Raw genomic sequence first — 24,916 nt, 5'->3', positions numbered from 1 at the left:
CTGACACTTTGGTGATTGAAAAAGCCAGCCTTAAGCTGACTCCATTTTATTCCATGGTATCAAAAGCGAGACTTGGTTTGGCATTGAGGTCCAAGCCTGAGAAGTTTTCTTTGTTCCACTCACTGACGCTGGCATAGGCAATCATTCCTGCATTGTCTCCGCAGAGGCGCAGAGGTGGGATGATGACATTGACATCTGTGATTTCAGCCGCCAGGCGTTCTCTGAGACCTTTATTGGCTGCCACACCACCTGCCACGACAAGGGTTTTAACAGGGTATTTCTCCAAAGCCTTCTTAGTTTTTGCCATAAGAATATCCAAGACAGCTGCTTGGAAGGAAGCACACAAATCCTCTGTGGACAAGCTCGCTCCCTTTTGCTCGGCATTGTGGTGAAGATTGATAAAGGCAGACTTCAAACCAGAGAATGAAAACTCCAGATTATCTTCCTTGATCATGGCACGAGGGAAATCATAAATATCCTGTCCCTGATGAGCTAGCTCGTCAATCTCACGACCAGCAGGATAGGTCAAGCCCATGACACGGCCGACCTTATCATAGGCCTCGCCAACCGCGTCATCTCGCGTTTCCCCAACAATCTTGTAGTCACCAGCCTCCGAAACATAAACCAACTCTGTGTGTCCACCGCTAACCAAGAGGGCTAGCAAGGGAAACTCCAAAGGCTCTACATTTTGAGCTGCCATGAGGTGACCAGCCATGTGGTTAACAGGGATAAGTGGAAGTCCATGTGCCCAAGCAAAGGCCTTAGCAGCTGACAAACCAACTAGCAAGGCTCCGACCAAGCCTGGTCCGTAGGTAACCGCAACAGCTGTCACATCCTCTTCGGTAATCCCTGCTTCTGCCAGAGCCTCCTCGATACAGGCTGTAATGACCTCGACATGGTGACGACTGGCTACTTCAGGCACTACGCCCCCGAAACGTTTGTGACTCTCAATTTGACTAGCAATGACATTGGACAAGAGCTCATCGTCGTTTTTCAAGACGGCGACACTGGTCTCATCACAGGATGTCTCAAATGCTAAAATATATCTATCCTTCATCTATTTCTCTCTTCATGATGATGGCGTCCTCGACTGGATCATGGTAGTAGGCCTTTCTCTCAGCGATGACCGCCATCTTTTCTTTCTTGTAAAATGCTTGCGCTCGTTGGTTTGACTTTCTGACTTCGAGGAAAATCTCTTTGTCTGTCGGCAATTGAGCAAACAAGGCTGACGCAATTCCCTGACCCTGATAGGCTCCTTTAACAGCGATTTGCAAGACTTCTGCCTCAAAGATATTTTCCTGAACAGCTAGAAAGCCAATCACTTCTGCCCCATCATAAGCCAGAGCATACCAAGTCTGATCTTGGGACAGGTCTGCTTGGATTTGTTCCAGAGTCCAAGGACTGACTGGGTAAACAACTGCCATGACAGCGTAGATAGCTTGAGCCAGATCAGGTTGCTGTTGGATTCGTCTGATTTCAATCATAGGCGTTTAATGTAAGACTCGCCAGACTCGGTGTGGTTCTTGAGCCAGTTTTCCTCAGCCTCGACTCGTTTGAGGTAATTCGGCACAAAATCATGCAAGGAGTCTGCTTCCTTGTCCCAGGCCCAGAGAGCTAGATTAGCTGCATTAGGCAATGTTTCTTTATAATTAGTCCTTGGCAAGTGTTCTTGAATCTGCTCCACAAAGGGGACAACTTCTCCGACAAAGGTTACCTGACTAGCACCCTTGATTAGCTCAATCACTCGCTCAAAGGGCAGGTGCGCTTCTGGCATGACAGGTTTAGCATTTTCATAAAATCCTGCATAAACATTGTTGCGACGCGCATCCATCAAAGGGACGAACAAGCCTTCTTGTTGATATGGCACCAAAGCCAAGAGGCTAGACATACCAACCAACTCAATGTTCAGAGTATGAGCCAGCGTCTTAGCAGTGGCTACCGCAATTCGCAAGCCTGTGTAGCTACCTGGCCCTTCCGCCACCACGATTCGGTCCAAATCCTTGGGCGTCCAATCCAAACTTGCCATCAAAAAATCGATGGTAGGCATAAGGGTAATACTATGATTTTTCTTAATATTAATCGTCGTCTCAGCAAGAACCTGCTTGTCCTCTAAAATAGCGAGAGAAAGAGCCTTGCTAGACGTATCAAAAGCTAATACTTTCATAACACATTCCTATCTTTTTGTCTGCTTACTATTATACTACAAAAGCTGGCACATGGGAATTTTCTTTATCCCTAAACAAGAGTGCCCTCACTTAACTAAAAATAATTTAAAAAAATGTTCACTTTTCCTTTTCTTTTACGAATATAAAAGTGAACAAGAAAAAAGGAGGAAAGTTCAATGACAAATTTTGACGTTCTTGACAATCAATTTTTATCCTTATCTGAAAATGAATTATCAGATATTGATGGCGGTCTCGCTCCCTTGGTTATCTTTGGAGTAGCAGTATCTTGGAAAGCTATTGCAGGTGGAACAGCACTTATAGGTTCTGGTTTGGCAGCTGGTTATTTTTTAGGAGGAGATTAATATGATGAAAGATTTGAACAACTATTGTGAAATTTCTAATAAGGAATTGCAAGAAATAAAGGGTGGCTTTGGTGTAGGTGTTGGTATCGCTTTATTTATGGCAGGTTATACCATTGGAAAAGACCTTCGTAAAAAGTTTGGTAAATCATGCTAGATAAGAAACACATTTTTAGAAGGATAAATTTTATTATCTTTATCTCTTATAGTTTGCTCAGCATTCTCAATGATTTAAACATTACTACTATCCCTTTACCAATCGATTTATCTGTTTGTATTGTTTTATTTGTATGCTTCAACTCTATTTTTGAACAGAACAATGACTCCCATAAAAATAATAAGCTCTGAAAATTCCATTGTCATGTCATTTTAGAAAAATGCAAAAACTGCCTCATCTTGATAGATGGGGTGGAATTTTCTTTATTCCCAAACAAAAATGCCCCAGCATGAGCAGGGCATCTAAGCATTTAATCCAAAGTAAAATACAAACCAAACGACATAGGTTACGAGGAGGAGAAAAATCGAGTAGAGAGTCACAAAGGTAATTTTCCACAAGAACTTGCTTTGTCGTTGTTCCAGTTTGGCAAATAGAAGATTCCCCGCATAAACGCAAGCAACAAAAACAATAAAAGCTACCAAGCGAGCTCCGATAGCAAAAGCAAATAAGTTATACATAGGGCAACCTCCTTGACTTAAAAACTATATGGAATTATGACAAACAATAAAACTCATTTCCATTATCAAAATAACATATTTTCTTTATTTTTGCAAACGTTTACTAAAGAAGCCGGCCTGTGACTTTCTCGTTTCCGTCTTTTACTAATTTTTCATTTTGTGGTATAATTGAAATAATTGTAACGAATCAAGGTCAATCTAGACACAAAATGGAATGAAATCAAGCAAATCTATGCTAAAAGTTTGGAATAAGCTGACCTGTAAAATAGAAAGGAACTATATGATTTACAAAGTTTTTTATCAAGAAACAAAAGAACGTAGCCCACGTCGTGAAACTACACGCGCACTTTACCTAGACATCGATGCCAACTCAGAACTTGAGGGCCGTATCGCTGCTCGCCAACTTGTCGAAGAAAATCGCCCAGAGTACAATATCGAGTATATCGAACTCTTGTCTGACAAATTGCTAGATTACGAAAAAGAAACTGGCGCCTTCGAAATTACGGAGTTCTAATATGGCCTATACTCTTAAACCTGAAGAAGTTGGCGTTTTTGCCATCGGTGGTCTGGGAGAAATCGGGAAAAACACTTACGGAATTGAATACCAAGACGAGATTGTCATCGTCGATGCTGGGATTAAATTCCCAGAAGATGACTTGCTGGGTATCGACTATGTCATTCCTGACTACTCTTACATCGTAGACAATATCGACCGCGTCAAGGCTGTCTTAATCACACACGGACACGAGGACCACATCGGTGGGATTCCATTCCTACTCAAGCAAGCAAATGTCCCTATCTACGCTGGGCCGCTTGCCTTGGCTTTGATCCGTGGGAAACTCGAAGAACACGGCCTCTTGCGCAACGCCAAACTTTACGAAATCAACCACAATACTGAGTTGACCTTTAAAAATCTCAAGGCAACTTTCTTTAGAACGACTCACTCTATTCCAGAACCTTTGGGGATTGTCATTCATACTCCTCAAGGGAAAATTGTCTGTACGGGTGACTTCAAGTTTGACTTAACACCAGTTGGTGAACCAGCAGATTTGCACCGTATGGCAGCTCTTGGTGAAGACGGTGTACTCTGTCTCCTGTCTGACTCGACAAATGCAGAAATTCCAACCTTTACCAACTCTGAAAAAGTCGTTGGCCAGTCCATCATGAAGATTATCCAAGGCATAGAGGGACGTATCATCTTTGCATCCTTTGCCTCAAATATCTTCCGTCTCCAGCAAGCAACAGAAGCTGCTGTTAAGACTGGGCGCAAGATCGCTGTCTTTGGTCGTTCTATGGAAAAGGCCATTGTCAACGGAATCGATCTTGGCTACATCAAAGCTCCTAAGGGAACCTTTATCGAGCCAAATGAAATCAAAGACTACCCTGCAGGAGAAATTCTGATCCTCTGTACAGGTAGCCAGGGTGAGCCGATGGCAGCCCTCTCTCGTATCGCCAACGGAACCCACCGTCAGGTACAACTCCAACCAGGTGATACAGTTATCTTCTCTTCAAGTCCAATCCCTGGAAATACGACTAGCGTCAACAAGCTGATCAACATCATTTCTGAAGCTGGTGTCGAAGTTATCCACGGTAAAGTGAATAATATCCATACATCTGGACACGGTGGTCAGCAAGAGCAAAAACTCATGCTCCGCTTGATTAAGCCAAAATACTTCATGCCTGTCCACGGTGAATACCGCATGCAAAAAGTCCACGCTGGACTAGCGGTAGATACTGGTGTTGAGAAGGACAATATCTTTATCATGAGCAATGGTGATGTGCTTGCCCTTACTGCTGACTCAGCTCGTATTGCAGGTCATTTCAACGCCCAAGATATCTATGTCGATGGAAATCGTATCGGTGAAATCGGTGCTGCTGTCCTCAAAGATCGTCGTGATCTATCTGAAGACGGTGTCGTTCTGGCAGTCGCAACTGTTGACTTCAAATCACAGATGATTCTATCTGGTCCAGACATCCTCAGCCGAGGCTTTGTCTACATGAGAGAATCTGGCGACTTGATTCGCCAAAGCCAGCGAATCCTCTTCAATGCCATTCGTATCGCACTGAAAAACAAGGACGCTAGCGTTCAATCTGTCAATGGTGCCATTGTCAACGCTATTCGCCCCTTCCTCTATGAAAATACCGAACGTGAACCGATTATCATCCCGATGATTCTCACACCAGATGAAGAATAAAGCAAGAAAACAGCCCCGATTTTCGGAGCTGTTTTTCTCTATGCTTTCTTTTGAGATTAAAACTCAATAAAAATCGAAATCAGACTAGAAGGCTAGGCGAAAGCATAACTTGAGTTAGCTCCCATAGTTCGGGGAACTATGGGAGGCTGTAGATGAATCAAAGCCAAGCTTTGAACTCATTCGTAAGAAGCCGACGACGTATTATTTTGATTTTTGAAGAGTTTTAGAAATACTACGATTTTTACCTTCAAGATACACCATCAAAATAGAAATATCTGCTGGGTTTACTCCCGAAATACGGCTGGCTTGGCCGATGGTTTCTGGATTGATGAGTTTGAACTTCTGACGGGCTTCTGTCGCGATAGAATCAATGTCATCCCAATCAATATTGGCTGGAATGCGTTTTTCTTCCATGCGTTTCATCTTAGCTACTTGATCCATAGCTTTGGAAATATAGCCTTCGTACTTGATTTCTGTTTCAATCAATTCGATAATCTTGTCATCCAAGTCCTCTGCAGCTGGTCCGATGAAAGCCACCACATCTTGATAAGAAACTTCTGGACGGCGAAGGAATTCCTTGGCTGTCACTGCATCTGTCAACGGCTTGAAGCCCATCTCCTCAACCTTAGCATTGGTTTCCTTGACTGGCTTGAGTTTGATACTGTCGAGACGCTTCATCTCATTTTCAAATTGATTTTTCTTGATTTCAAAGCGAGCCCAGCGTTCATCATCCACAAGTCCAATCTCGCGTCCCATCTCTGTCAAACGCATATCGGCATTGTCATGACGGAGGATGAGTCGGTATTCAGCTCGACTAGTCAAGAGACGGTAAGGTTCAATAGTTCCCTTGGTCACCAAGTCATCAATCATGACCCCAATATAACCGTCACTACGCTTCAAAATCAACTCAGGCTTGCCTTGGATTTTCAGAGCTGCATTGATCCCAGCGATAATCCCTTGACCAGCAGCTTCTTCATAACCTGATGTTCCATTTGTCTGACCCGCTGTGAAAAGTCCTGAGATTTTCTTGGTTTCCAGAGTCGCTCGCAACTGGTGTGGCAAGACCATATCGTACTCAATGGCATAACCTGTTCGCATCATCTCTGCATTTTCCAAACCTTTGATAGAATGAACAAGTTCACGTTGCACATCTTCAGGCAGACTGGTTGAAAGTCCTTGAACATAGACTTCCTCAGTATTTCGCCCTTCTGGTTCAAGGAAAAGTTGGTGACGTTCCTTGTCCGCAAAGCGCACAATCTTGTCTTCAATCGACGGACAGTAACGAGGCCCCACTCCCTTGACCACACCTGTAAACATAGGCGCACGGTGGAGGTTATTTTGGATAATCTCATGACTGGTACCATTGGTATAGGTCAACCAGCATGGTACTTGATCCTTGACATAATCCTCATCACGTGAAGTGTATGAGAAGTGATTAGGCGCTTCGTCTCCTGGCTGAATCTCGGTCACATCGTAGTTGATAGAAGAAGCCTTGACACGTGGAGGCGTTCCTGTCTTGAAACGACCGATTTCGAGGCCCAGTTCCTTGAGATCGTCAGCAAGGTTAATAGAAGCTAGGCTGTGGTTAGGACCTGATGAATACTTAAGGTCTCCAATGATAATTTCCCCACGGAGAGCAGTCCCTGTCGTCACAATAACAGCCTTGGCAGCATACTCTTGGTGAGTAGCTGTACGGACACCGACAACCTTACCATCTTCAACCAAAATCTCATCAATCATGGTCTGACGAAGGGTCAGATTTTCTTGATTTTCAACCGTCTTGCGCATTTCCTTAGAGTAAAGCTCCTTGTCAGCCTGCGCACGAAGGGCACGGACAGCTGGCCCCTTCCCTGTATTAAGCATCTTCATCTGGATGTAAGTCTTGTCAATGGTTTTGGCCATCTCGCCACCGAGGGCATCAACTTCACGCACGACAATCCCCTTGGCAGAACCACCGATAGAGGGGTTACAAGGCATGAAAGCCAGCATTTCAATGTTGATAGTCGCAAGTAAGACCCTACAACCCATACGGCTAGCGGCCAAGGAAGCCTCGACCCCAGCATGTCCCGCACCGATTACAATAATATCGTATTCTTCAGTAAAATTATAAGTCATGTTTCTCTCCTATTCCTCAAGATGAATGTGTCTTAGTTGGTCGTCCCAATCTGGCAGGGCTGTTTTTAGAAAGGCTGGAACTAGATTGATACCCTTAAGCTTGTCTAAGTCAATCCACTCACAGGGCTTCGTTTTTTCGTCTTCCTGCATGGTCAATGGAGCATCTTCAAGCAAGTCCACCAGATAATGAAACTCGATATTGTGATAAGAAACACCGTCCTGTTCAAAACGATTTTCAACTACGAAAGCTAGCTGTCCAGCTTGAGCTTTGACTCCCAGTTCTTCTCTTACTTCACGGACTACCGCGTCTTCCGTACTTTCATTGACTTGAATCGCACCTCCAATTGTGTAATACTTGCCCTTATCTTTGGTAACTAGGAGCTTGCGATTTTGGACAATCAAAGCTGTCGCCCGAACACCAAAAACCGTATTTTCTATTTTTGTCCGAAAGTCTCGTTGAGTCATCTTTTTTCCTTTCCTCTAAACGACACAAAAACAGTCAAAACTCCAAAGAAGTGCAGGACAAAAAAGCCTGCAACATCCATGAGCTTTGACCATCATTTCTATTGCTTTTATTATTGTAGCAAATTGAGAAAATTTGTCAATCTAAATGTACTGACAAACTTGTCCATCGCGGTAAGCATTGTCAATCAAACCGCCACCTAGACACTCATCGCCATCATAAAAGACAACTGCCTGTCCTGGTGTAATCGCGCGTTGCGGTTCTGCAAAGATAACTTCTGCCTTATCTCCTTTGACATGGACGGTCACCTTAGAATCAGGCTGACGGTAGCGGAATTTTGCTGTGCATTCGAGCGTAAACTCTTCTGGCATGTCACGAGTAAAGTGGACTTGGCTAGCCTCTAGGCTGGTTGACATGAGCGAATCATGGTAGAAACCTTGGCCGACATAGAGGATATTCTTGCTTAGGTCTTTTCCGACAACGAACCAAGGGGCATTGTCACCGCCGTGTTGCCCACCGATACCCAGACCGCCACGCTGACCAATCGTATAGTACATAAGACCTGCATGCTCGCCCATATCGCGACCATCCACAGTAATCATGCGACCAGGCTGAGCTGGCAGGTAGTTGCTGAGAAAGTTTTTAAAGTTCTTTTCTCCGATAAAACAAATCCCTGTCGAGTCTTTCTTCTTGGCAGTCGCAAGGCCTGCTTCTTCTGCGAGTCTGCGAACTTCAGGCTTTTCTAAATGTCCCAGTGGGAACATGGTTTTTTGAAGTTGTTCTTGCGAAAGCTGGCTGAGGAAATAGGTTTGGTCCTTGCCATTGTCCACGCCACGAAGCATGTGAACGATGCCATCCTCATCACGCGCCACTCGGGCATAATGCCCAGTCGCAACATAATCTGCACCCAAAGTCATGGCATAGTCCAAAAAGGCCTTGAACTTGATTTCCTTGTTGCACATAACATCTGGATTTGGCGTGCGTCCTGCACGGTATTCCGCTAGGAAATACTCGAAAACGCGGTCCCAGTACTCTTTTTCAAAATTGACAGAGTAGTAGGGAATGCCGATCTGGTCTGCCACCGCAGCCACGTCCTTGTAATCTTCGGTCGCCGTACAGACGCCGTTTTCATCTGTGTCATCCCAGTTCTTCATGAAGATGCCAATCACATCGTAACCCTGCTCCTTGAGAAGAAGAGCCGTCACCGACGAATCGACACCACCACTCATCCCTACAACAACACGTGTTTTAGAGTTATCACTCATGGTAAGTCTCCCATCTATTCGTTTATTTATACCCCTCAAAATTCTATTTACTATGACTTTCAATAGAATTTATTTGAGTATAGTCATTTCGTTTGCTTTTAGTAGTAAAATGGTCTGGGAGACCATTTTAGCCTATCATCTTAAAATGAAAATATGATAGGCAACGAGTCGCAGGCATAACTTGAGTTCGCTCAATCAGTCTGGGAGACTGATTGAGGTTATAAATCAGACAAGCTCAGCTTGCATCTCATTTCGAGTTAACGACGTAATAAAAGATAAACGAAATGACTAGTTCACGATTGAAGGTCGTGTGTGCTTCACGATTGAAGGTCGCTTGAGCAGTATTCATTATAACATGCTTGGTTAGAGAAGACAAGAAAGAGGCTGTCAATCGACCAACCTCTTGTTCTAAACCTATCACTCTATCACTTTCTAGCTTCATTCGCTCTCTTAGCGACTGCAATCTGGTATTTCACTTGGTCAAATCCTGTACCTCCCAAAGAATTTCGTCTTTGAACAGCAGTTTTAGGTTGCAAGTAGACATAAATATCCTCAGCAATGAGGGAATGATAGGTTTGCAATTCCTCCAAAGTCCAATCTTGAATATTTTTAGCAGACTTGATAGAGTCTAGCACTAATCTTCCCACAACCTCATGAGCTTCTCTAAATGGCAAGCCTTTCCCTGCCAAATAATCTGCCAACTCAGTCGCATTTGAAAAGTCCTTCTCTGTCGACTCTTGCATTTTTTCCTTGTTTACCTGCAAACTAGATAACATACCTGCCAACACATCAAGGGAATTTAAAATCGTTTCGACCGTATCAAACATCCCTTCCTTATCCTCTTGCAAATCCTTATTATAAGCTAAAGGCAAGGACTTCATCACTGTCAATAGTCCAAATAGATTCCCATAAACTCGACCAGTCTTTCCTCGAATCAACTCAGCCATATCTGGATTTTTCTTTTGGGGCATAATAGAGGAACCTGTTGTAAACGTATCTGACAAGGTAATGAATTGGTACTCAAAACTACACCAATTGATCATTTCTTCGCAAAAACGGCTCATGTGCATCATGAGTATGCTGGCATTGGATAGAAATTCTAAGATAAAATCGCGGTCACTAACAGCATCCAAAGAATTTGTATAAGGTTGCTTAAACTCCAGCAAATCGCTAGACAATTGGCGATCAATGGGGAAAGTCGTTCCTGCCAAAGCTGCCGCACCTAGAGGGCATAAGTCTGTATGCTTCTGGTTAAATTCAAAACGTTCACTGTCTCTTTGAAACATATTGTAGTAAGCCATCAGGTGGTGGGCAAAACTAATAGGCTGGGCATGTTGCAGATGGGTATAGCCCGGCATGATCGTCTCTACATGATTTTCCGCCAAGTCTAATAAAACACCTTTGAGATGAGCTAGTTTATCTAGGACATGACCTAGTTGCTCCTTGAGATACAAGTGCATATCTGTCGCAACTTGGTCATTTCGAGAACGAGCTGTATGTAGCTTCCCTGCAAGGGGACCAATTTTTTCTGTCAGTAACACTTCCATATTCATATGAATATCTTCGTTTCCGATATCAAAGTCAAGTTGGCCTGCCTCTAGCTCTTCTAAAAGCTCTTTCAACCCTTCTTGAATCTTTTCTGACTCATTCAAACTCAAAATGCCCGTCTGACCCAACATCTGAACGTGGGCTAAAGAACCAATCACATCAAATTTAGCTAATTTCTGGTCAAAAGATATACTCGCACCAAAGCGCTCTACCCAGTCTTCGACAGTACCTTCAAAGCGACCACCCCATAATTTTGTATTCTTAGCCATATCACATCCACCTCTCTATCCAATCGCCCTATTTGGCGCTTTTTTGAACCTCAGAATGAACCTTGGTTGGAAGTCCCCACAACTTAATAAAGCCAACAGCCGCATCTTGGTCAAAGGTATCCGCACTGGTATACGTCGCCAAATTTTCATCGTAAAGAGAATTTGGTGATTTCCGAGCCACGACCTGAGCGCTTCCCTTATAGAGTTTGACTTTTGCAGTCCCATTGACAACTTTTTGAGTCTCTTTAATATAAGCAATCAAGGCTTGTGTAGCCGGACTAAACCACAAAGCATTATAAATGAGATTTGATAATTCATTTTCTATGATTGGTTTAAAATGAGCCACTTCTCTCACAAGCGTCAAATCCTCAATTTCCTTATGAGCTGTCAGCAGAGTCACTGCACCTGGACACTCATAGATTTCTCTTGATTTAATCCCAACCAAGCGATTTTCCACGTGGTCAATCCGTCCGACCCCATGTTTTCCAGCTATTTCATTGAGTTTTTGAATCAAATCTGCCAATTTTAGCACTTCTCCATTGAGGGAAACAGGGACACCTTCACTAAACTCAATCTCAATGTATTCTGGCGTATCTGGAGCTTGCTCTGGAGAAGTTGTGATGCCAAAGGCTTCTTCTGGAGCCTGATTCCATGGATTTTCCAAAATACCACACTCATTGGCACGTCCCCAAAGATTTTGGTCGACAGAGTAAGGATTGTCAAGGTCAGCAGGAACAGGTACTCCATTTTCCTTGGCATAATGAATTTCTTCCTCACGAGACCATTTCCATTCACGAACTGGCGCAATCACTTTTAAATTGGGATCCAAGGCTGCAATCGATACTTCAAAACGTACTTGGTCATTCCCCTTACCGGTACAACCATGAGCAATTGTAGTTGCTCCTGTCTGATGCGCGATTTCAACCAATTTTTTAGAAATAAGAGGGCGACTCAAGGCAGAGACCAAGGGGTACTTTTGTTCATAATAGGCATGTGACTGAAGAGCCACTAGCACATAATCTGTAGCAAATTCGTCCTTAACATCAATGACATAAGATTCGACTGCTCCAACCTTGAGAGCCTTATCATGGATGAAATCTAAGTCTTTCCCTTCACCCACATCCATACAAACTGCAACAACATCATAGTCTTTCTTTAACCAGGTAATAGCAACTGATGTGTCTAAACCACCAGAATAGGCCAAAATTACTTTTTCTTTACTCATGTTCTTTTCCTTCTTTCTATTTTTCAATAGATGCTTTAAATGCATCCTCAATGAGTTTGTCTAATTCCCCAGACTCCTTCAACTTTTGAATGGTTTTATCGACTGCCTCTTTCAATTCCTTGCTATCTTTTTTCATGGCGACCGCGTAAGAATCATCTTGCTCTTTTTCAAAATTGAGGTCTGCGATTGCTAAATCAGGATTATTTTCCACAAATCCCTTGGCAACTGGTTCTTCAAAAATAACGGCATCCACTTGTCCTGATTTTAAATCTGTGATTAAATTCCCATTTTTAGGCAGAGATACGAGGGAAGAATTTTGTAGCAAATCTTTCGCCATCGTCTCTTGAATCGAACCTTTCTGCGCTCCGACCTTTTTCTGCGCCAAGTCGTTGACAGACTGATAAGTGGCCAAGTCAGATTTTTTGACAATGAGTTTATTTTTTGCAGTATAGTAGGGAATTGAAAAGTCGAACACCTTGCTCCGTTCATCTGTCTTAGAAACACCTGATATAGCAAGGTCAGCTTTTCCTGATTGAACACTAGCCAGTACATTGTCAAAACTCATGGGAGATAGTTCCAATTCGACACCTAGTTCTGTTGCGATAGCCTTGGCTAATTCGATATCTGAACCCACAATCTGATTTTTCCCATCAACCACTTTTTGGTATTCAAATGGAGCAAAATCTGGATTGAGGGCTACAACCAATTTTCCTTTGGACTTGATGGCTTCAATTCCAGCCGATTGATTGTTACTACAAGCAAATAGTAGGGGGAGCATCACTAAACCAAACATCGTCATCAACACCTTCTTCATCTTATTCATAACAAAGACTCCTTTATGTTTATTCTTTTTTGTTGTATAAATAATACTCCTATACTCATCGTTTGTCAAGCCTAAATTGAAAAATTTTTCAATTTGAAACAAAAAAACCTAGAAATACTACATAAAAATGTCATTCCTAGGCGTATTTATGCTATTTCTCTCTGGAAAACATGAGTATTCAGCCAGTCAAAAGAAGCCGAACGAACTCATTTCCCCTCGCCCAATTCAATGATACGATGACATTGTTGGGCTACATAAGCATCGTGGGTCACGATAATAACTGTTTTCCCCTCGCGATTCATCTCTAAGAGAAACTTCAAGACCAAATCTCTATTTTCAGGATCCAGAGAACCTGTTGGTTCATCGGCTAAAATCAGCTGGCTGGGTTTTAAGATGGCTCTAGCAACTGCAATTCGTTGTTGTTCGCCACCAGACAACTCGGAGACCTTTTGATGCAAAGTAGCTGACAAACCTACTCTCTCTAAAATCTCTTCTACCTTTTTGAGTTTGTCTTTCTTGGACAATTTCACATATTTCAGCGCCAGCATAAGATTGTACTCGACCGTTTCATCATCAATCAGGGCAAAATTTTGAAACAGATAAGAGATATGTTCACGAATTATTGTTTGTGATTTAGCAGAATTGACTGCTAGATTTTTCTGACCAAAAATCTCATACCGTCCGCCATAATCACCATCTATCAAACCTAATAAATTTAACAAGGTCGACTTACCACTACCACTCTTGCCAACAATGGCTACCAAATCTCCCTGATCAATCCTGAGAGATAAGTTATCCAAAATCACTTTTCCTCCAATGGTTTTGGTAATATTTTTCAACTCAATCATAAGATGCCCCCTTTCAATAACTCTACTAGACTTCTTTTCTCCATCCTAGAAGCCAAGCCTAGCACAAATAGTATATCCAAACATGTAAAACCTGCAAAAAGTAGGAGTGGCAAGAGCGCATGGGCAAAGAAAATCAAGACTAGAAGAGGGAGACTATAGCCCAGCAAGAGCAGAACGAGGAGAGGACGGTAGCGATCGACCAGTTTCCACCCCATAAACTTCTTGGTAATAATATCCCTGCGCTTCAACAAGAAAGTGGTAACGAGTAAAAAGTAGGATACAATCATACTGAGAAGAGCAAATAAGGCAAAAAGAACGTTAAAATTACGAACAGAATCCCGATAGGTATCAACTATCTCCTCTTGAATTGCTTGAATCGATGAAAATTTTAAATAGCTACCATCAGATAAGTTATCGACTAACTCTGTAATCACTTTTTGATTTTGTTCTGTATTTTCAATTTTCATTGGGTTGTTTAAACCTGTCGTTGACAAGTGAGTCTTTTCTTCCCACATCATGTCTTGATCATTTACCAGACTAATGATTGGATTGTGGAGATTTTCCTTTCGCTCATTATTATAAGGGAAGAAAGACCAATCTCCTTCATAGTAGGCAATTTCTACATCCATATCTTCTATTGTTTGCTTTTGCTGATCTTCATACCTCATAGAAAGATAGGCGATGGATTTTCCCAAGAACTGATTCTTGCCTTCTTGTCCTTTGTCACTGATTGGCAACAAAATCACCTTTTTAGTGCCGGTATCTGGTAACTTGAATCCCTTGCTCTTTAGAAAATTGCTATTAGCATAGTAAACATCTACCTTATCAGGCAGTTGGTAGTTCTGCACTTGTTCAGCTTTGATGACTGGTTTGATAGGAAGACTCGTACTTCGCACATAGTTTACTTGTGTTTTTGCTAGCAAGTCTTGATAAAATTGGTAGAAATAATCTGTAGATTTCCCTGACCCTGCTAGCTCTTCTTGCCACAGATTATCATTGAGTTTGAAGGTTTCTAAGGTCAGGTAATTACCTTGACTTACCCACTGTTGCTGATAAGCAAGTTCTTTGTTTTCTTGTTCTAAACTTCTGCCCACCCCAATCAGTAAGGCCGTCAGTAAAATAGTTGTCCCTATTTTCATCACATAATTGAAGATGAGACCAAGTTTGACAGATGAAAAACCCTTCAACATGGAGCTGACTGTCATTTTCTGAATCATCAGGTAGGTCAGCCAACTGATGAACAAATACAACTGTAAAAGCAGAAATTGGGATAAGAGTAAACTTGGGAACAGAAGTTTTGGTCTGTAGTCCAGCACTAAAAATAGTCCCAAGTCAATGATAAGACTTCCACCCAAGAGAAGATAAAAATTAGTCTTTACAAAACCAGCTAAAATCGCTCTACTTTGGAAACCAAGTAACTTTTGAACCCCCACTCGTTTCATCTCCATCATCGGCTGATAAACTGTCATTAAAATCACAAGCAAGATTGCCAAGATAAAGATAATGATAGATAGTAACAACTCTTGATTTAGCACTCCAACCTGACTTCGGTAAGTGGGTTCTAACAAAATCGTCTTATCTATCTGGAAAAAATCACTCCACTTTTGTAGAATGGTATCACGATCTATCTCTTTGCTGGAGGTAATCATGTAACGTCCATTTACAGTATGGGATTTATCCTCAATATAGGATTGGAAGGTCTGGAGTCGAATGAGTTTCACCTTTAAAAAGGTGGGAATGGTTCCTAGATTATTGGGAAGGTCCTGGTTGCTGTAGACTCCCTTCTCATTCTTTGAAAAATCAAGAGAAGTCAGACCGAACTCCTGATAGGGGAAGGTTTCCTTATCAAAAACACCAGCCTTGACGGCCTCATCGCCATTATCTACTTTGATAATAGAGACCTTGTCTTGACTTGCAACCTCTTCAAAAAACTGGAGAATCGTTTCTGTCGGTTTAGTGACATCTTTCAAGTACAAGTCAAATGAATAAGTTGTCTTGCCCATCTCCTGAATCCGCACTATTTCACGTGTAACATTTACATTCAGGACAAAAAACGTAGTACACAGCAAGAGCAAGAGCATACAAAGATGACTGATTTTTTTCATAGAGATACCTCCCGTGAAGAGACGAAAGCGAGATAGGTGCAGGTACTTTTTATTTTTTACTAAATTTTAAGTAGGTGTAAATAAATCCTGCACTTATAGCCAGAGTTGTCCACCATTTAAAATCAATATGTAAAAGTGAAAAGATTATAAAACTGATGATTAGCGAGGCTAAAATATAAACAATGATTAAAATTTTATTTTTCATAGGAATTGCCTTTCTGAATGGATTCTAGTGTTTACAGCTCATTTGTAAAGTTTACAATAAACAACTAGGGCAATTGTCAATCAGAATGTTCTTTTATCTGTCAATAATCCGAGAAAATCTTGTCGTTTCAAGTCGGAGAAATGTTTGGTAGAAAGACTTCCTTTTTGAAGTCCATCATCTCTAACCTGCAAATAATAGCTATGTTGGCTTGTTTTAATTGTCAAAAAATCGCCAAATATAAAAACTCTTTTCCAGTTGCGAATCTCAAATTCTTTCATCTCTGATTTTGGAATGCGGATAAGTCCTTGTCGCAAATCACGATGGTGCTCACTTGTGAAAGTCATCCCATTCCCAAGATTTCTTATCAGTAGTTCATCTGGAGTCACCATCACCAGCGCTATTTTAGTTAAGAAAATTTCAACTGTTGGTGGTAAAATCGCCAAATTAAACCAGGGATGTAGGTAGCGATAGGCTAAGAAATAATGAGGCTCCTCACCCAATCCTAGTTGTTTATATAAGGCCTTGACCTCACTATCTAACCTCGCTTCAAAAGACACATCCGAATGCGCTTCTTCCTTCTTCTGATTAAAATAACGCATCCAGACTAGGAAACCTATAAAGACTAGGACAAATATTCCTGATAAAAGATATTTTAAATTGTAGTTCATTACCTAACCTCCTGATTCACGACTTAATCTAATCAACATAGGGTAGAGACGACTTATATTATAGTATATTGAGGTTAGAACAAGACGAGTCTGGGACAAAAAGATTTTGATTTTACGAATTCTTTATTATAAGTTTTTAAAATCGATAGATTAGACAAAAAAACGAACAAAATAGAATTATGAGTGCCATATAACTTGTTTTTGTTCGCTTTTTATATTTAAGGTTAGACTTTTGTCCCAGACTCAAATATCTTAATTACGTTGTCTCTTCCTAATTCAATCTACTATAAAATACTTTTCCTACTATATGCGAACTAAGTCCCCTAACAAGAGATAGCATTTAATGCTACTCCTGCTACAACAACAGCTACATTAAATTTAGCTAATTGAGATGAGGTAAATTTAGATTATTAACTTTAGTAAACAAGAAAAATTCTTATTTTTTCTTTTTATCATTGAAAAAATAAAAAATAAAATTTTCAATCATCAGTGTTACAATAACAAGTCCAATTAAATCAGTTAATTTTATCCTCATCCAAAACCAAATAATGTAGGCTAAAACAGTACAAACCGTTACTGTATATTTTATTGTTTTAAATATCTTTCTACCTCCAGTCTATCGGTTATTCTATTCAATCTCTATAAGACCAATTTCAAAATATAATTTTAGCCGCCCTATTATATATTATTTAGGATTCCCCATTGGACTCACTTTCCTTCTTTATTAAAAACAAACTCATCACATCGGCCATCTCCATGGGAAAACCGTAGCAATGCTAAATAAGAAAGCAAGAAGAACTAAAAAGCGAAAAACTTTTTTCACACATTATTTTAGTTTTCTTTTTTACTATTCCTGTTACTATGATACAATATTTTTAATTGGATTTTATTATTTGTTAACTTTTTTCACGAAAAGGAGGAAATCATGCGCTACGATTTTGGAAATGTTTATAAAGAAATACGTGAGTCAAAAGGTTTGACCCAAGAAGAGGTCTGTGGAAATGTTCTCTCAAGAACCAGCCTATCAAAGATTGAAAGTGGTAAGGCAACTCCTAAATATGAAAATATGGAGTTTCTTCTCCGTCAAATCAATATGAGTTTTGAAGAGTTTGACTATATTTGCCATCTCTACCACCCAAGTGAACGATCAACTATCATGCAGACTTTTCTAAAAATGGCTTCTATTAGTGGTACGAGCGACTTAAGTAAATTACTCAAAAAATGTCAACATTATCTAAAAACACATCATGATTTCCCCATCCAGCAGTTACAAGATATGCTCGAAATCGTTATCTACATCCGTGAAAATGGGATAGAAAAATTGTCAAGTAAGGTTGACAACATTGTAAATAGATTATGGGATAAGATTGAGAAACAAGATACTTGGTATGAGAGCGACCTCAAAGTCCTTAATACCATTCTCTTTGCTTTTCCTATAGAGTATATTCATCAGATTACCGGAAAAATTCTCGAACGACTAGAGGTTTATAAACACTATAGTTCTATCTTTCAGCTTCGTATGATGTTACTTCTGAATCTCTCAACTCTTTATCTTTACAATGGTGATAAGTTGCTTTGCAAACAGCTTTGCTACACTCTCTTAGAGGAGGCAAAAGCAAGCAAACAGTATGATACACTTGCGTTTGCCTATATTCGTATCGGCATTTGTGCTAATGATGCTCAGTTAATAGAGAATGGACTCTCCTTAGCTAAACTAGTAGAAGATGAACACTTACTAACAGAGCTAGAGCGTGAAGTTAACATCTTTGTAAACAAAAAAGAAAGCCATTGAGACTTCCTTTTCTATATTTTCTTAATACCAGCCGTTGTTAAGCCAGAAGTTTTTAGCGGCTGTCCATGAACCATAACGTCCTGCAACGTAGGCATCTGCTACACGTTCTTGGTTTTCAGCTGAGTAGTCACCGTTCAAGTATGAATCTGTCAATTGGTAACGTCCGATGTAACGTCCGTTGGTAGCTGTGTAGCTACCGCCTGATTCTTTTTGAGCAATCCATTCTTTAGCTTCTGCTTCAGATCCGCTGACAGTTGAAGCAACCGTTTCTTCTGCTACTGTTTCGCTTACTACTGGAGTTTCCTCCTCTACTTCTGTAGTTTCTGCTACTGGAGCTGAAACAGCCTCATCTTGGGCAGCTGGTGCTTCATAAGTCGTTGAAGCTGATGCTACTGGCGCTGCTGGACCGTCGATAACCAACTCTTGACCAACATAAATCATATGGATGTTGTCAATGTGGTTGTTTTCTGCCAATTTCTCAACAGTTGTGTTATGAGTTTCAGCGATTTCTGAAAGTGTATCACCTTCTTTAACAGTGTAAGTTGATGATTCTTGAGCAGATACAAATGATGGAGCAAATACTGCAAACAAGGCAGCTACTCCTGCAAGAGTTGTTTTAATCTTTTTAGTTGTTGATTTCATATTTGAAAATTCTCCTTCTTTCTATAGTTCTATGATACCTTTTAAATATTACCGTTTCTTGACACTTTTATGTAGAAATATTACAAAATTATTTTTTATTTCCCTAAATAAGGTGTTTTTTGTCATAAAAGATACTATTTTTATGCTATTTGAGGTATTAGAAAGGTTTTCATCCGCAATTAAAGCCAAGCCCCTCATTCTTTGATATAATAGAGATAAGAATTTTTATAAGGGGAAACTGATGAAATCACTTCGTTTTCAATCTGTCTTTGATATCATCGGACCAGTTATGATTGGCCCATCTAGTAGCCATACAGCTGGTGCTGTTCGTATTGGGAAGATTGTCTCTTCCATTTTTGATGATACTCCGACAGAAGTCGAATTCCAACTTTTTAACTCATTTGCCAAGACCTATCGTGGTCACGGAACAGACCTAGCCCTTGTTGCAGGTATTTTAGGCATGGATACAGATGATCCTGAAATCCCAAATAGTCTGGAGATTGCCCACAAGCGTGGCATCAAGATTGTCTGGACCATTCAGAAAGACAGCAATGCTCCTCATCCAAACACCACTAAAATTACCGTTAAAAATGCCCACAAGACCATCAGTGTGACTGGTATTTCTATCGGTGGAGGAAATATTCAGGTAACCGAACTCAATGGCTTTGCCGTCTCTCTCAATATGAATACACCGACTATCATCATTGTTCATCAAGATATTCCAGGTATGATTGCCCTCGTAACAGAAGCCCTTTCACGCTATGGTATCAATATCGCCCAGATGAATGTCACTCGTGAAAAAGCTGGTGAAAAAGCTATTATGATTATCGAAGTTGACAGTCGCAACTGTGATGAGGCTATCGAAGAAATTCGAAAAATCCCTCATCTCCACAATGTCAATTTCTTTAAATAGGAGGAAGCATGTTTTATTCTATCAAAGAATTGGTCGAGCAAGCTGATCTGGACTTTCAAGGAAATGTCGCAGAACTCATGATTACAACAGAGTTTGAATTGACCGGTCGCGAACGTGAAGAAGTCTTCCTTCTCATGGAACGCAATCTGGAAGTCATGAAAGCCTCTGTCCAACTTGGCCTCAATGAAAATAAATCTCGTAGTGGCCTGACAGGTGGAGATGCTGCCAAACTGGATCACTACATCAAAAACGGAAAAACTCTGTCAGATTACACAATTCTCTCTGCTGCCCGAAATGCTATCGCAGTCAATGAACACAATGCTAAAATGGGCTTGGTCTGTGCCACTCCGACCGCTGGAAGTGCTGGCTGTCTGCCTTCCGTTCTCACTGCTGCTATTGAAAAATTAGACCTCAGCCACGAGCAACAGCTGGATTTCCTCTTTGCTGCCGGTGCCTTTGGACTAGTCATCGCAAACAATGCCTCTATCTCAGGTGCTGAGGGTGGCTGTCAGGCCGAAGTCGGCTCTGCCTCTGCTATGAGCGCTGCCGCCTTGACTCTGGCTGCAGGCGGGACACCCTATCAAGCCAGTCAAGCTATTGCCTTTGTCATTAAAAACATGCTGGGCCTCATCTGTGACCCTGTGGCCGGTTTGGTCGAAGTTCCCTGTGTCAAACGCAATGCCATGGGAGCTAGCTTTGCATTTATCGCAGCAGACATGGCCTTGGCAGGTATCGAATCTAAAATCCCTGTTGATGAAGTGATCGATGCCATGTACCAAGTGGGTTCAAGCATGCCAACTGCCTTTCGCGAAACAGCTGAAGGTGGACTTGCTGCCACCCCTACTGGTCGTCACCTCCAAAAAGAAATTTTCGGAGAATAAGCTTATCAAATAGGAGAAATCATGACCTCTATCTCAGCTATCTTTTTCGATCTGGATGGAACCCTCGTTGACAGTTCTATCGGGATTCACAATGCCTTTACCCATACCTTTAAGGAGCTGGGGATACCTAGCCCTGATGCCAAAACGATTCGTGGTTTTATGGGACCACCTCTCGAAAGTAGTTTTGCGACCTGCCTGCCTAAAGAACAAATTTCTGAAGCCGTGCAGATATACCGTTCTTACTACAAGGAAAAAGGTATCTATGAAGCTCAACTATTTCCTCAGATTGTAGACTTGCTTGAGAAGCTATCGAGCAAATATCCTCTTTATATCACCACTACAAAGAATACTCCAACCGCTCAAGACATGACTAAAAACTTGGGAATCTATCATTTCTTTGATGGCATTTATGGTTCCAGCCCTGAAACACCTCATAAGGCAGATGTCATTCGCCAGGCCTTACAGATACATCAACTAGCACCGGAACAAGCCATCATCATCGGAGATACCAAGTTTGATATGCTGGGAGCTCAAGAAACAGGCATTCAGAAATTGGCCGTCACTTGGGGATTTGGGGAGCAAGCAGACTTGCTAGACTATCAACCTGATTATATCGCCCACAAACCATTAGAAGTTTTAGGGTATTTTCAATAACATAGACTGGGCAACAACCCCATTTCAGAATAAAATGAAGTAAATCTATACATAACAAAACGCATATTACCAAGGTTCTTCTGTACTGACCTGATAATATGCGTTTTTCTTTTTTATTCAACGTGGGTAGTTTGATTGGCAAAGGCGATAATAGCTTGCTTCAACTCATCTCCACTAAGAGTACGAAACTCTTCAATCTTTTGACTGATGACTTCTAGGGGCATGACATTGACCTTACCAACGAAAATCTTATCCATAACTTGGTTATCAACGAGTTCTGTTGATACCAAGAGTTCTTCGTAGAGTTTTTCACCTGGACGGATTCCAACTTCAACGATTGGAATTTCACTTTCGGTGTGTCCACTTAGAAGGACCATTTTCTTGGCCAGGTCATAAATCTTGACTGGTTTACCCATATCAAGGATAAAGACTTCCCCATCCTTGGCATAAGCACCAGCATGGATAACCAGACGGCTAGCTTCTGGAATGGTCATGAAGTAACGGGTCATGCGGAAGTCTGTCACCGTTACAGGCCCACCTTCAGCAATCTGGCGTTCAAAGACTGGAATGACACTACCACGGCTACCAAGTACATTCCCAAAACGAACCGCACAGTAGGTTGATTGACTACGTTGGTTAAAGCCAGTGACAATCAACTCAGCTACGCGCTTGGTTGCTCCCATAACATTTGGTGGATTAACCGCCTTATCTGTCGAAATCATAACCATCTTAGGTACTTTGGCTTCATCAACAGCCTTAGCAACATTGTAGGTTCCACGGATATTGTTTTTGAAGGCTTCTTTTGGATTGCGCTCCATCATAGGAACGTGCTTGTGGGCAGCTGCATGATAAACAATAGCTGGCTTGTACTGCTTAAAGACTTGCAAGAGACGGTCGTAGTCTTGAATATCTGCGATAACTGGCACATAATCAATCCCTTGGAACTTGCGAATCAATTCATGATACACAAGGTAAATTGAGTTTTCCCCATGCCCGAGCAAGACGATGCGTTCAGGATTGAAGCGACTAACTTGGCGACAGATTTCAGAACCGATTGAGCCACCAGCACCTGTAACCAAGATCGTCTTACCTGTAAGTTCTGCGCCCAGACGCGATTCATCAAGACGAATTTCTTGACGTCCCAAAAGGTCCGTAATATCAATTTTTTGGAACCCAGTAGCTGCTTGGTGAAGGCCTTGAACAACAGTTTCAACCTTAGGCATCTTGTAACATTTGACACCCAGTTTGTTACACATCTGCAAGATACGTTCATATTCTGACGGGTCAAGCGACGGAATCGCAACGATAACACGCTCGATTTGATGACGTTTAGCTAATTCAGGCAAATTGTCATAAGAGCCTAAAACAGGGATACCACCAAGTTTTTGACCCTTTTTCTTAGAATCCTTATCCAAGATACCGACCAGTTCTAATTCACTGGTTGGATGTTGGTAACTATCCATAAAGAGAGCCCCACCATCACCGGCACCAATCAAGAAGGTCCGACGGTGTTCCCCATCACCACTGCCTTTTTTGCGTCTGGAGTAGATTAACTGCCAAGTAATCCGTGGCAATAAAATCAAGAAGGTACTCAACAAGATAAAGAGAATGATGAAACGGATGGAGAAGAGTGGCAAGAAGGCATAGCAGATACTATATGACAAGACACTGCTAGCAGTCACACCAAAAAAGATTTTCATAAAGTCCGTAATCTTGCTGTAACGACTAATACTAGCATTCAACCCCCAAAATCCAATCATCAATTGATAGAACAGGAAGGCCAAACTCGTATAGATAATGTAGTCAACAGGTGCTGGATTAATCAGCCCATAAAATAAAATATAAGATACAATGATGGAAACCATCATACTGAAAATATCAAATATGCCCCAGAAGACCTGTTTTTGTTGTTTATTTAAAATTTCCACCAGATCAATCACATAATCTGTGAGTTTTTTATTCATAGAAATTTACTCCTCCTTAAAAGAGCTGGATGATTACATTGTTATTATAACACTTTTTCTCTAGTTTACGATTTGCTACAATCTTTTACTTGCTTTTTCGTAACAGTTTCATAAAAATAAACTGTCGGACAAATCCAGGACAAAGGGCAACAACCATCTGAATCGCAACACTCTTGGTATACTCCATGTAAGAAATTTGCCCTCTCTTCAGCATACGCTGACGAGCTTGACGATAGAGTTTGAGGTAACGCAGTCCCCCACGACGCTCAAACATCCCTGCTCCGACACGAACCTGACACAAGATTTGATCCAGATTTCCAGTCTTGGCTCCTGCAGCAATCATATTGAGCCAGAGGAGGTCATCCTCCATATAAAGGCCATCCTCATAGTTGCCTGCCTTGAGAACCATGTCCTTCTTGAACATGACAGTCATGTGGTTAAAGGCACTTCTCATCCTTTGATAAGCTACAATCTCTGCATGTTGAGTCGGAACACGACGGTAAGAAACAATCTCATCAGGATTATCAATAAACTCTGCAATATGTCCACCTAATAGGTCGAGGTTGTCCTTCTCCATTAGCTGAACCTGTTTCTCAAAACGGTCTGGAACAGCTATATCATCTGTATCCATACGAGCGATGATATCGTACTGACACTGCAAAACACCCTGTCGAAGAGCCAGACCCAAACCTTGATTCTGCTCAAGAGGATAGCGTTTCACTGGAATATCAGACTCAGCTTCCACCTGGTCTAATACCTGATAGAGCTCAGGTGTCAAAGGCCCATCCTCAACCAGAACCAACTCGCTCGGTTTCAGGGTCTGATTTTGAACACTCTCAATAGCATCCTTTAAAAATGTCGGATTTTCCTTGATATAGACCGACATCAATACGCTGATTTTTTGCTTTTCAGACACAGTTTTTCTCCAATGTATAGATTTCCTTCCACTATTTTATCATAATTTTCAAGAGTTTCCCATTTTTATCTTGAAAGCCAGAAACCTTACTTGACATGCTAACTTCTCAAAGTAACTTCCACTTGCCTGACCAAAGTGGAAATTAGTCTAAAACGGATTTTTATGGTGGAATTAAGTGTGAGACGTTTGAGTTAGAAACGAGGTCTACTATGACAAAACATAAACA

The 24,916-nt window shown here is 41.3% G+C and carries 25 protein-coding genes; 8 read left to right on the top strand and 17 right to left on the bottom strand.

The window, feature by feature from the left end:
- Window positions 1–46 precede the first annotated feature (46 nt).
- Genes tsaD through tsaB form a run of 3 tightly spaced genes read right to left on the bottom strand, consistent with a single transcriptional unit; the run spans window position 47 to window position 2,164 of the window.
- On the bottom strand, window positions 47–1,057 hold the full coding sequence (tsaD, locus tag DSY56_RS06180; protein ID WP_112444514.1) for a tRNA (adenosine(37)-N6)-threonylcarbamoyltransferase complex transferase subunit TsaD: 1,011 nt from the start codon (window positions 1,055–1,057) through the stop codon (window positions 47–49).
- Entirely contained in the window at window positions 1,047–1,484 is a 438-nt protein-coding gene (gene rimI, locus DSY56_RS06175) for a ribosomal protein S18-alanine N-acetyltransferase (protein WP_112444512.1), read from the bottom strand. The genes tsaD and rimI overlap by 11 nt, the downstream gene beginning before the upstream one ends.
- The gene (gene tsaB, locus DSY56_RS06170) at window positions 1,481–2,164 is read right to left on the bottom strand and encodes a tRNA (adenosine(37)-N6)-threonylcarbamoyltransferase complex dimerization subunit type 1 TsaB (RefSeq protein WP_112444510.1); all 684 of its coding nucleotides are present in this window, start codon (window positions 2,162–2,164) and stop codon (window positions 1,481–1,483) included. The genes rimI and tsaB overlap by 4 nt, the downstream gene beginning before the upstream one ends.
- A gap of 177 nt (window positions 2,165–2,341) precedes the next feature.
- On the opposite strand from tsaB, the gene cibA reads away from it, so the two are divergent.
- Together cibA and cibB are read left to right on the top strand one after the other, a co-directional pair.
- On the top strand, window positions 2,342–2,527 hold the full coding sequence (gene cibA / locus DSY56_RS06165; protein ID WP_000180841.1) for a fratricide two-peptide bacteriocin subunit CibA: 186 nt from the start codon (window positions 2,342–2,344) through the stop codon (window positions 2,525–2,527).
- 1 nt (window position 2,528) lies between these two features.
- Window positions 2,529–2,681 carry a fratricide two-peptide bacteriocin subunit CibB gene (gene cibB, locus DSY56_RS06160; RefSeq protein WP_000974044.1) on the top strand — a complete coding sequence of 51 codons (153 nt, stop codon included), beginning with the start codon at window positions 2,529–2,531 and terminating at the stop codon, window positions 2,679–2,681.
- Window positions 2,682–2,983: 302 nt separating this feature from the next.
- Here the strand turns inward: cibB and DSY56_RS06150 are convergent, their stop codons facing one another.
- Window positions 2,984–3,199, bottom strand: a complete 216-nt coding sequence (locus DSY56_RS06150; protein WP_050973707.1) for a hypothetical protein — start codon at window positions 3,197–3,199, stop codon at window positions 2,984–2,986.
- Between the two features lie 280 nt (window positions 3,200–3,479).
- Here DSY56_RS06150 and DSY56_RS06145 point away from each other — a divergent pair, with 280 nt between their 5' ends.
- A complete protein-coding gene (locus tag DSY56_RS06145) occupies window positions 3,480–3,713 on the top strand; it encodes a DNA-dependent RNA polymerase subunit epsilon (RefSeq protein ID WP_000639571.1) in 234 nt (77 codons plus the stop codon).
- 1 nt (window position 3,714) lies between these two features.
- Complete coding sequence (gene rnjA, locus DSY56_RS06140) at window positions 3,715–5,394, top strand: ribonuclease J1 (RefSeq protein WP_088777926.1); 1,680 nt, start codon at window positions 3,715–3,717, stop codon at window positions 5,392–5,394.
- A 201-nt stretch (window positions 5,395–5,595) separates the two neighbouring features.
- Here rnjA and mnmG read toward each other — a convergent pair whose 3' ends face one another.
- From mnmG to DSY56_RS06090, 10 genes are all read right to left on the bottom strand, one after another.
- Window positions 5,596–7,509 (bottom strand): tRNA uridine-5-carboxymethylaminomethyl(34) synthesis enzyme MnmG, encoded by a 1,914-nt coding sequence (mnmG, locus tag DSY56_RS06135; RefSeq protein WP_112444507.1) that lies wholly within the window; start codon window positions 7,507–7,509, stop codon window positions 5,596–5,598.
- Between the two features lie 9 nt (window positions 7,510–7,518).
- Complete coding sequence (locus DSY56_RS06130) at window positions 7,519–7,974, bottom strand: NUDIX hydrolase (protein ID WP_112444506.1); 456 nt, start codon at window positions 7,972–7,974, stop codon at window positions 7,519–7,521.
- Between the two features lie 141 nt (window positions 7,975–8,115).
- Complete coding sequence (gene mnmA / locus DSY56_RS06125) at window positions 8,116–9,237, bottom strand: tRNA 2-thiouridine(34) synthase MnmA (protein ID WP_112444504.1); 1,122 nt, start codon at window positions 9,235–9,237, stop codon at window positions 8,116–8,118.
- Between the two features lie 247 nt (window positions 9,238–9,484).
- Entirely contained in the window at window positions 9,485–9,679 is a 195-nt protein-coding gene (locus DSY56_RS06120) for a hypothetical protein (RefSeq protein ID WP_112444502.1), read from the bottom strand.
- Window positions 9,663–11,054 carry an argininosuccinate lyase gene (gene argH, locus DSY56_RS06115; protein ID WP_112444500.1) on the bottom strand — a complete coding sequence of 464 codons (1,392 nt, stop codon included), beginning with the start codon at window positions 11,052–11,054 and terminating at the stop codon, window positions 9,663–9,665. The genes DSY56_RS06120 and argH overlap by 17 nt, the downstream gene beginning before the upstream one ends.
- A gap of 28 nt (window positions 11,055–11,082) precedes the next feature.
- On the bottom strand, window positions 11,083–12,279 hold the full coding sequence (locus DSY56_RS06110; protein WP_050285169.1) for an argininosuccinate synthase: 1,197 nt from the start codon (window positions 12,277–12,279) through the stop codon (window positions 11,083–11,085).
- A gap of 16 nt (window positions 12,280–12,295) precedes the next feature.
- Window positions 12,296–13,102 (bottom strand): ABC transporter substrate-binding protein, encoded by an 807-nt coding sequence (locus DSY56_RS06105; RefSeq protein ID WP_050223629.1) that lies wholly within the window; start codon window positions 13,100–13,102, stop codon window positions 12,296–12,298.
- A 206-nt stretch (window positions 13,103–13,308) separates the two neighbouring features.
- Entirely contained in the window at window positions 13,309–13,950 is a 642-nt protein-coding gene (locus DSY56_RS06100) for an ABC transporter ATP-binding protein (protein WP_000571326.1), read from the bottom strand.
- Window positions 13,947–16,055 (bottom strand): bacteriocin-associated integral membrane family protein, encoded by a 2,109-nt coding sequence (locus tag DSY56_RS06095; RefSeq protein ID WP_112444498.1) that lies wholly within the window; start codon window positions 16,053–16,055, stop codon window positions 13,947–13,949. The genes DSY56_RS06100 and DSY56_RS06095 overlap by 4 nt, the downstream gene beginning before the upstream one ends.
- 285 nt (window positions 16,056–16,340) lie before the next feature.
- On the bottom strand, window positions 16,341–16,928 hold the full coding sequence (locus DSY56_RS06090; protein WP_112444496.1) for a hypothetical protein: 588 nt from the start codon (window positions 16,926–16,928) through the stop codon (window positions 16,341–16,343).
- Between the two features lie 925 nt (window positions 16,929–17,853).
- Between DSY56_RS06090 and DSY56_RS06080 the strand changes: the two genes are divergently transcribed.
- Window positions 17,854–18,720, top strand: coding sequence for a helix-turn-helix domain-containing protein (locus tag DSY56_RS06080; RefSeq protein WP_050390509.1), 867 nt, complete (start codon window positions 17,854–17,856; stop codon window positions 18,718–18,720).
- A gap of 21 nt (window positions 18,721–18,741) precedes the next feature.
- Here the strand turns inward: DSY56_RS06080 and DSY56_RS06075 are convergent, their stop codons facing one another.
- Window positions 18,742–19,362, bottom strand: a complete 621-nt coding sequence (locus tag DSY56_RS06075; RefSeq protein ID WP_112444494.1) for a LysM peptidoglycan-binding domain-containing protein — start codon at window positions 19,360–19,362, stop codon at window positions 18,742–18,744.
- A 241-nt stretch (window positions 19,363–19,603) separates the two neighbouring features.
- On the opposite strand from DSY56_RS06075, the gene sdaAB reads away from it, so the two are divergent.
- From sdaAB to DSY56_RS06060, 3 genes are read left to right on the top strand one after another with little or no spacing between them, the layout of a single operon-like run.
- Window positions 19,604–20,275 carry an L-serine ammonia-lyase, iron-sulfur-dependent subunit beta gene (gene sdaAB / locus DSY56_RS06070; RefSeq protein WP_000838912.1) on the top strand — a complete coding sequence of 224 codons (672 nt, stop codon included), beginning with the start codon at window positions 19,604–19,606 and terminating at the stop codon, window positions 20,273–20,275.
- Window positions 20,276–20,283: 8 nt separating this feature from the next.
- Entirely contained in the window at window positions 20,284–21,156 is an 873-nt protein-coding gene (gene sdaAA, locus DSY56_RS06065; protein ID WP_112444492.1) for an L-serine ammonia-lyase, iron-sulfur-dependent, subunit alpha, read from the top strand.
- Window positions 21,157–21,177: 21 nt separating this feature from the next.
- On the top strand, window positions 21,178–21,810 hold the full coding sequence (locus tag DSY56_RS06060) for an HAD family hydrolase (RefSeq protein WP_112444490.1): 633 nt from the start codon (window positions 21,178–21,180) through the stop codon (window positions 21,808–21,810).
- A 113-nt stretch (window positions 21,811–21,923) separates the two neighbouring features.
- Here DSY56_RS06060 and DSY56_RS06055 read toward each other — a convergent pair whose 3' ends face one another.
- Together DSY56_RS06055 and DSY56_RS06050 are read right to left on the bottom strand one after the other, a co-directional pair.
- Window positions 21,924–23,774 (bottom strand): polysaccharide biosynthesis protein, encoded by a 1,851-nt coding sequence (locus tag DSY56_RS06055; RefSeq protein ID WP_112444487.1) that lies wholly within the window; start codon window positions 23,772–23,774, stop codon window positions 21,924–21,926.
- 85 nt (window positions 23,775–23,859) lie between these two features.
- Window positions 23,860–24,690, bottom strand: coding sequence for a glycosyltransferase (locus tag DSY56_RS06050; RefSeq protein ID WP_112444485.1), 831 nt, complete (start codon window positions 24,688–24,690; stop codon window positions 23,860–23,862).
- Window positions 24,691–24,916: the final 226 nt, after the last annotated feature.

Source organism: Streptococcus sp. 596553 (assembly GCF_900411395.1).
Taxonomy (GTDB): Bacteria; Bacillota; Bacilli; order Lactobacillales; family Streptococcaceae; genus Streptococcus; species Streptococcus mitis_BA.
Note: the sequence above shows the minus strand (reverse complement) of the source record. Positions and strands in the feature narration are given on the sequence as shown.

Bases quoted from the DNA above. Each gene is read 5' to 3' on its own strand.
- tsaD (WP_112444514.1), bottom strand. From the start codon at position 1,057: ATGAAGGATAGATATATTTTAGCATTTGAGACATCCTGTGATGAGACC.
- rimI (WP_112444512.1), bottom strand. From the start codon at position 1,484: ATGATTGAAATCAGACGAATCCAACAGCAACCTGATCTGGCTCAAGCT.
- tsaB (WP_112444510.1), bottom strand. From the start codon at position 2,164: ATGAAAGTATTAGCTTTTGATACGTCTAGCAAGGCTCTTTCTCTCGCT.
- cibA (WP_000180841.1), top strand. From the start codon at position 2,342: ATGACAAATTTTGACGTTCTTGACAATCAATTTTTATCCTTATCTGAA.
- cibB (WP_000974044.1), top strand. From the start codon at position 2,529: ATGATGAAAGATTTGAACAACTATTGTGAAATTTCTAATAAGGAATTG.
- DSY56_RS06150 (WP_050973707.1), bottom strand. From the start codon at position 3,199: ATGTATAACTTATTTGCTTTTGCTATCGGAGCTCGCTTGGTAGCTTTT.
- DSY56_RS06145 (WP_000639571.1), top strand. From the start codon at position 3,480: ATGATTTACAAAGTTTTTTATCAAGAAACAAAAGAACGTAGCCCACGT.
- rnjA (WP_088777926.1), top strand. From the start codon at position 3,715: ATGGCCTATACTCTTAAACCTGAAGAAGTTGGCGTTTTTGCCATCGGT.
- mnmG (WP_112444507.1), bottom strand. From the start codon at position 7,509: ATGACTTATAATTTTACTGAAGAATACGATATTATTGTAATCGGTGCG.
- DSY56_RS06130 (WP_112444506.1), bottom strand. From the start codon at position 7,974: ATGACTCAACGAGACTTTCGGACAAAAATAGAAAATACGGTTTTTGGT.
- mnmA (WP_112444504.1), bottom strand. From the start codon at position 9,237: ATGAGTGATAACTCTAAAACACGTGTTGTTGTAGGGATGAGTGGTGGT.
- DSY56_RS06120 (WP_112444502.1), bottom strand. From the start codon at position 9,679: ATGAAGCTAGAAAGTGATAGAGTGATAGGTTTAGAACAAGAGGTTGGT.
- argH (WP_112444500.1), bottom strand. From the start codon at position 11,054: ATGGCTAAGAATACAAAATTATGGGGTGGTCGCTTTGAAGGTACTGTC.
- DSY56_RS06110 (WP_050285169.1), bottom strand. From the start codon at position 12,279: ATGAGTAAAGAAAAAGTAATTTTGGCCTATTCTGGTGGTTTAGACACA.
- DSY56_RS06105 (WP_050223629.1), bottom strand. From the start codon at position 13,102: ATGAATAAGATGAAGAAGGTGTTGATGACGATGTTTGGTTTAGTGATG.
- DSY56_RS06100 (WP_000571326.1), bottom strand. From the start codon at position 13,950: ATGATTGAGTTGAAAAATATTACCAAAACCATTGGAGGAAAAGTGATT.
- DSY56_RS06095 (WP_112444498.1), bottom strand. From the start codon at position 16,055: ATGAAAAAAATCAGTCATCTTTGTATGCTCTTGCTCTTGCTGTGTACT.
- DSY56_RS06090 (WP_112444496.1), bottom strand. From the start codon at position 16,928: ATGAACTACAATTTAAAATATCTTTTATCAGGAATATTTGTCCTAGTC.
- DSY56_RS06080 (WP_050390509.1), top strand. From the start codon at position 17,854: ATGCGCTACGATTTTGGAAATGTTTATAAAGAAATACGTGAGTCAAAA.
- DSY56_RS06075 (WP_112444494.1), bottom strand. From the start codon at position 19,362: ATGAAATCAACAACTAAAAAGATTAAAACAACTCTTGCAGGAGTAGCT.
- sdaAB (WP_000838912.1), top strand. From the start codon at position 19,604: ATGAAATCACTTCGTTTTCAATCTGTCTTTGATATCATCGGACCAGTT.
- sdaAA (WP_112444492.1), top strand. From the start codon at position 20,284: ATGTTTTATTCTATCAAAGAATTGGTCGAGCAAGCTGATCTGGACTTT.
- DSY56_RS06060 (WP_112444490.1), top strand. From the start codon at position 21,178: ATGACCTCTATCTCAGCTATCTTTTTCGATCTGGATGGAACCCTCGTT.
- DSY56_RS06055 (WP_112444487.1), bottom strand. From the start codon at position 23,774: ATGAATAAAAAACTCACAGATTATGTGATTGATCTGGTGGAAATTTTA.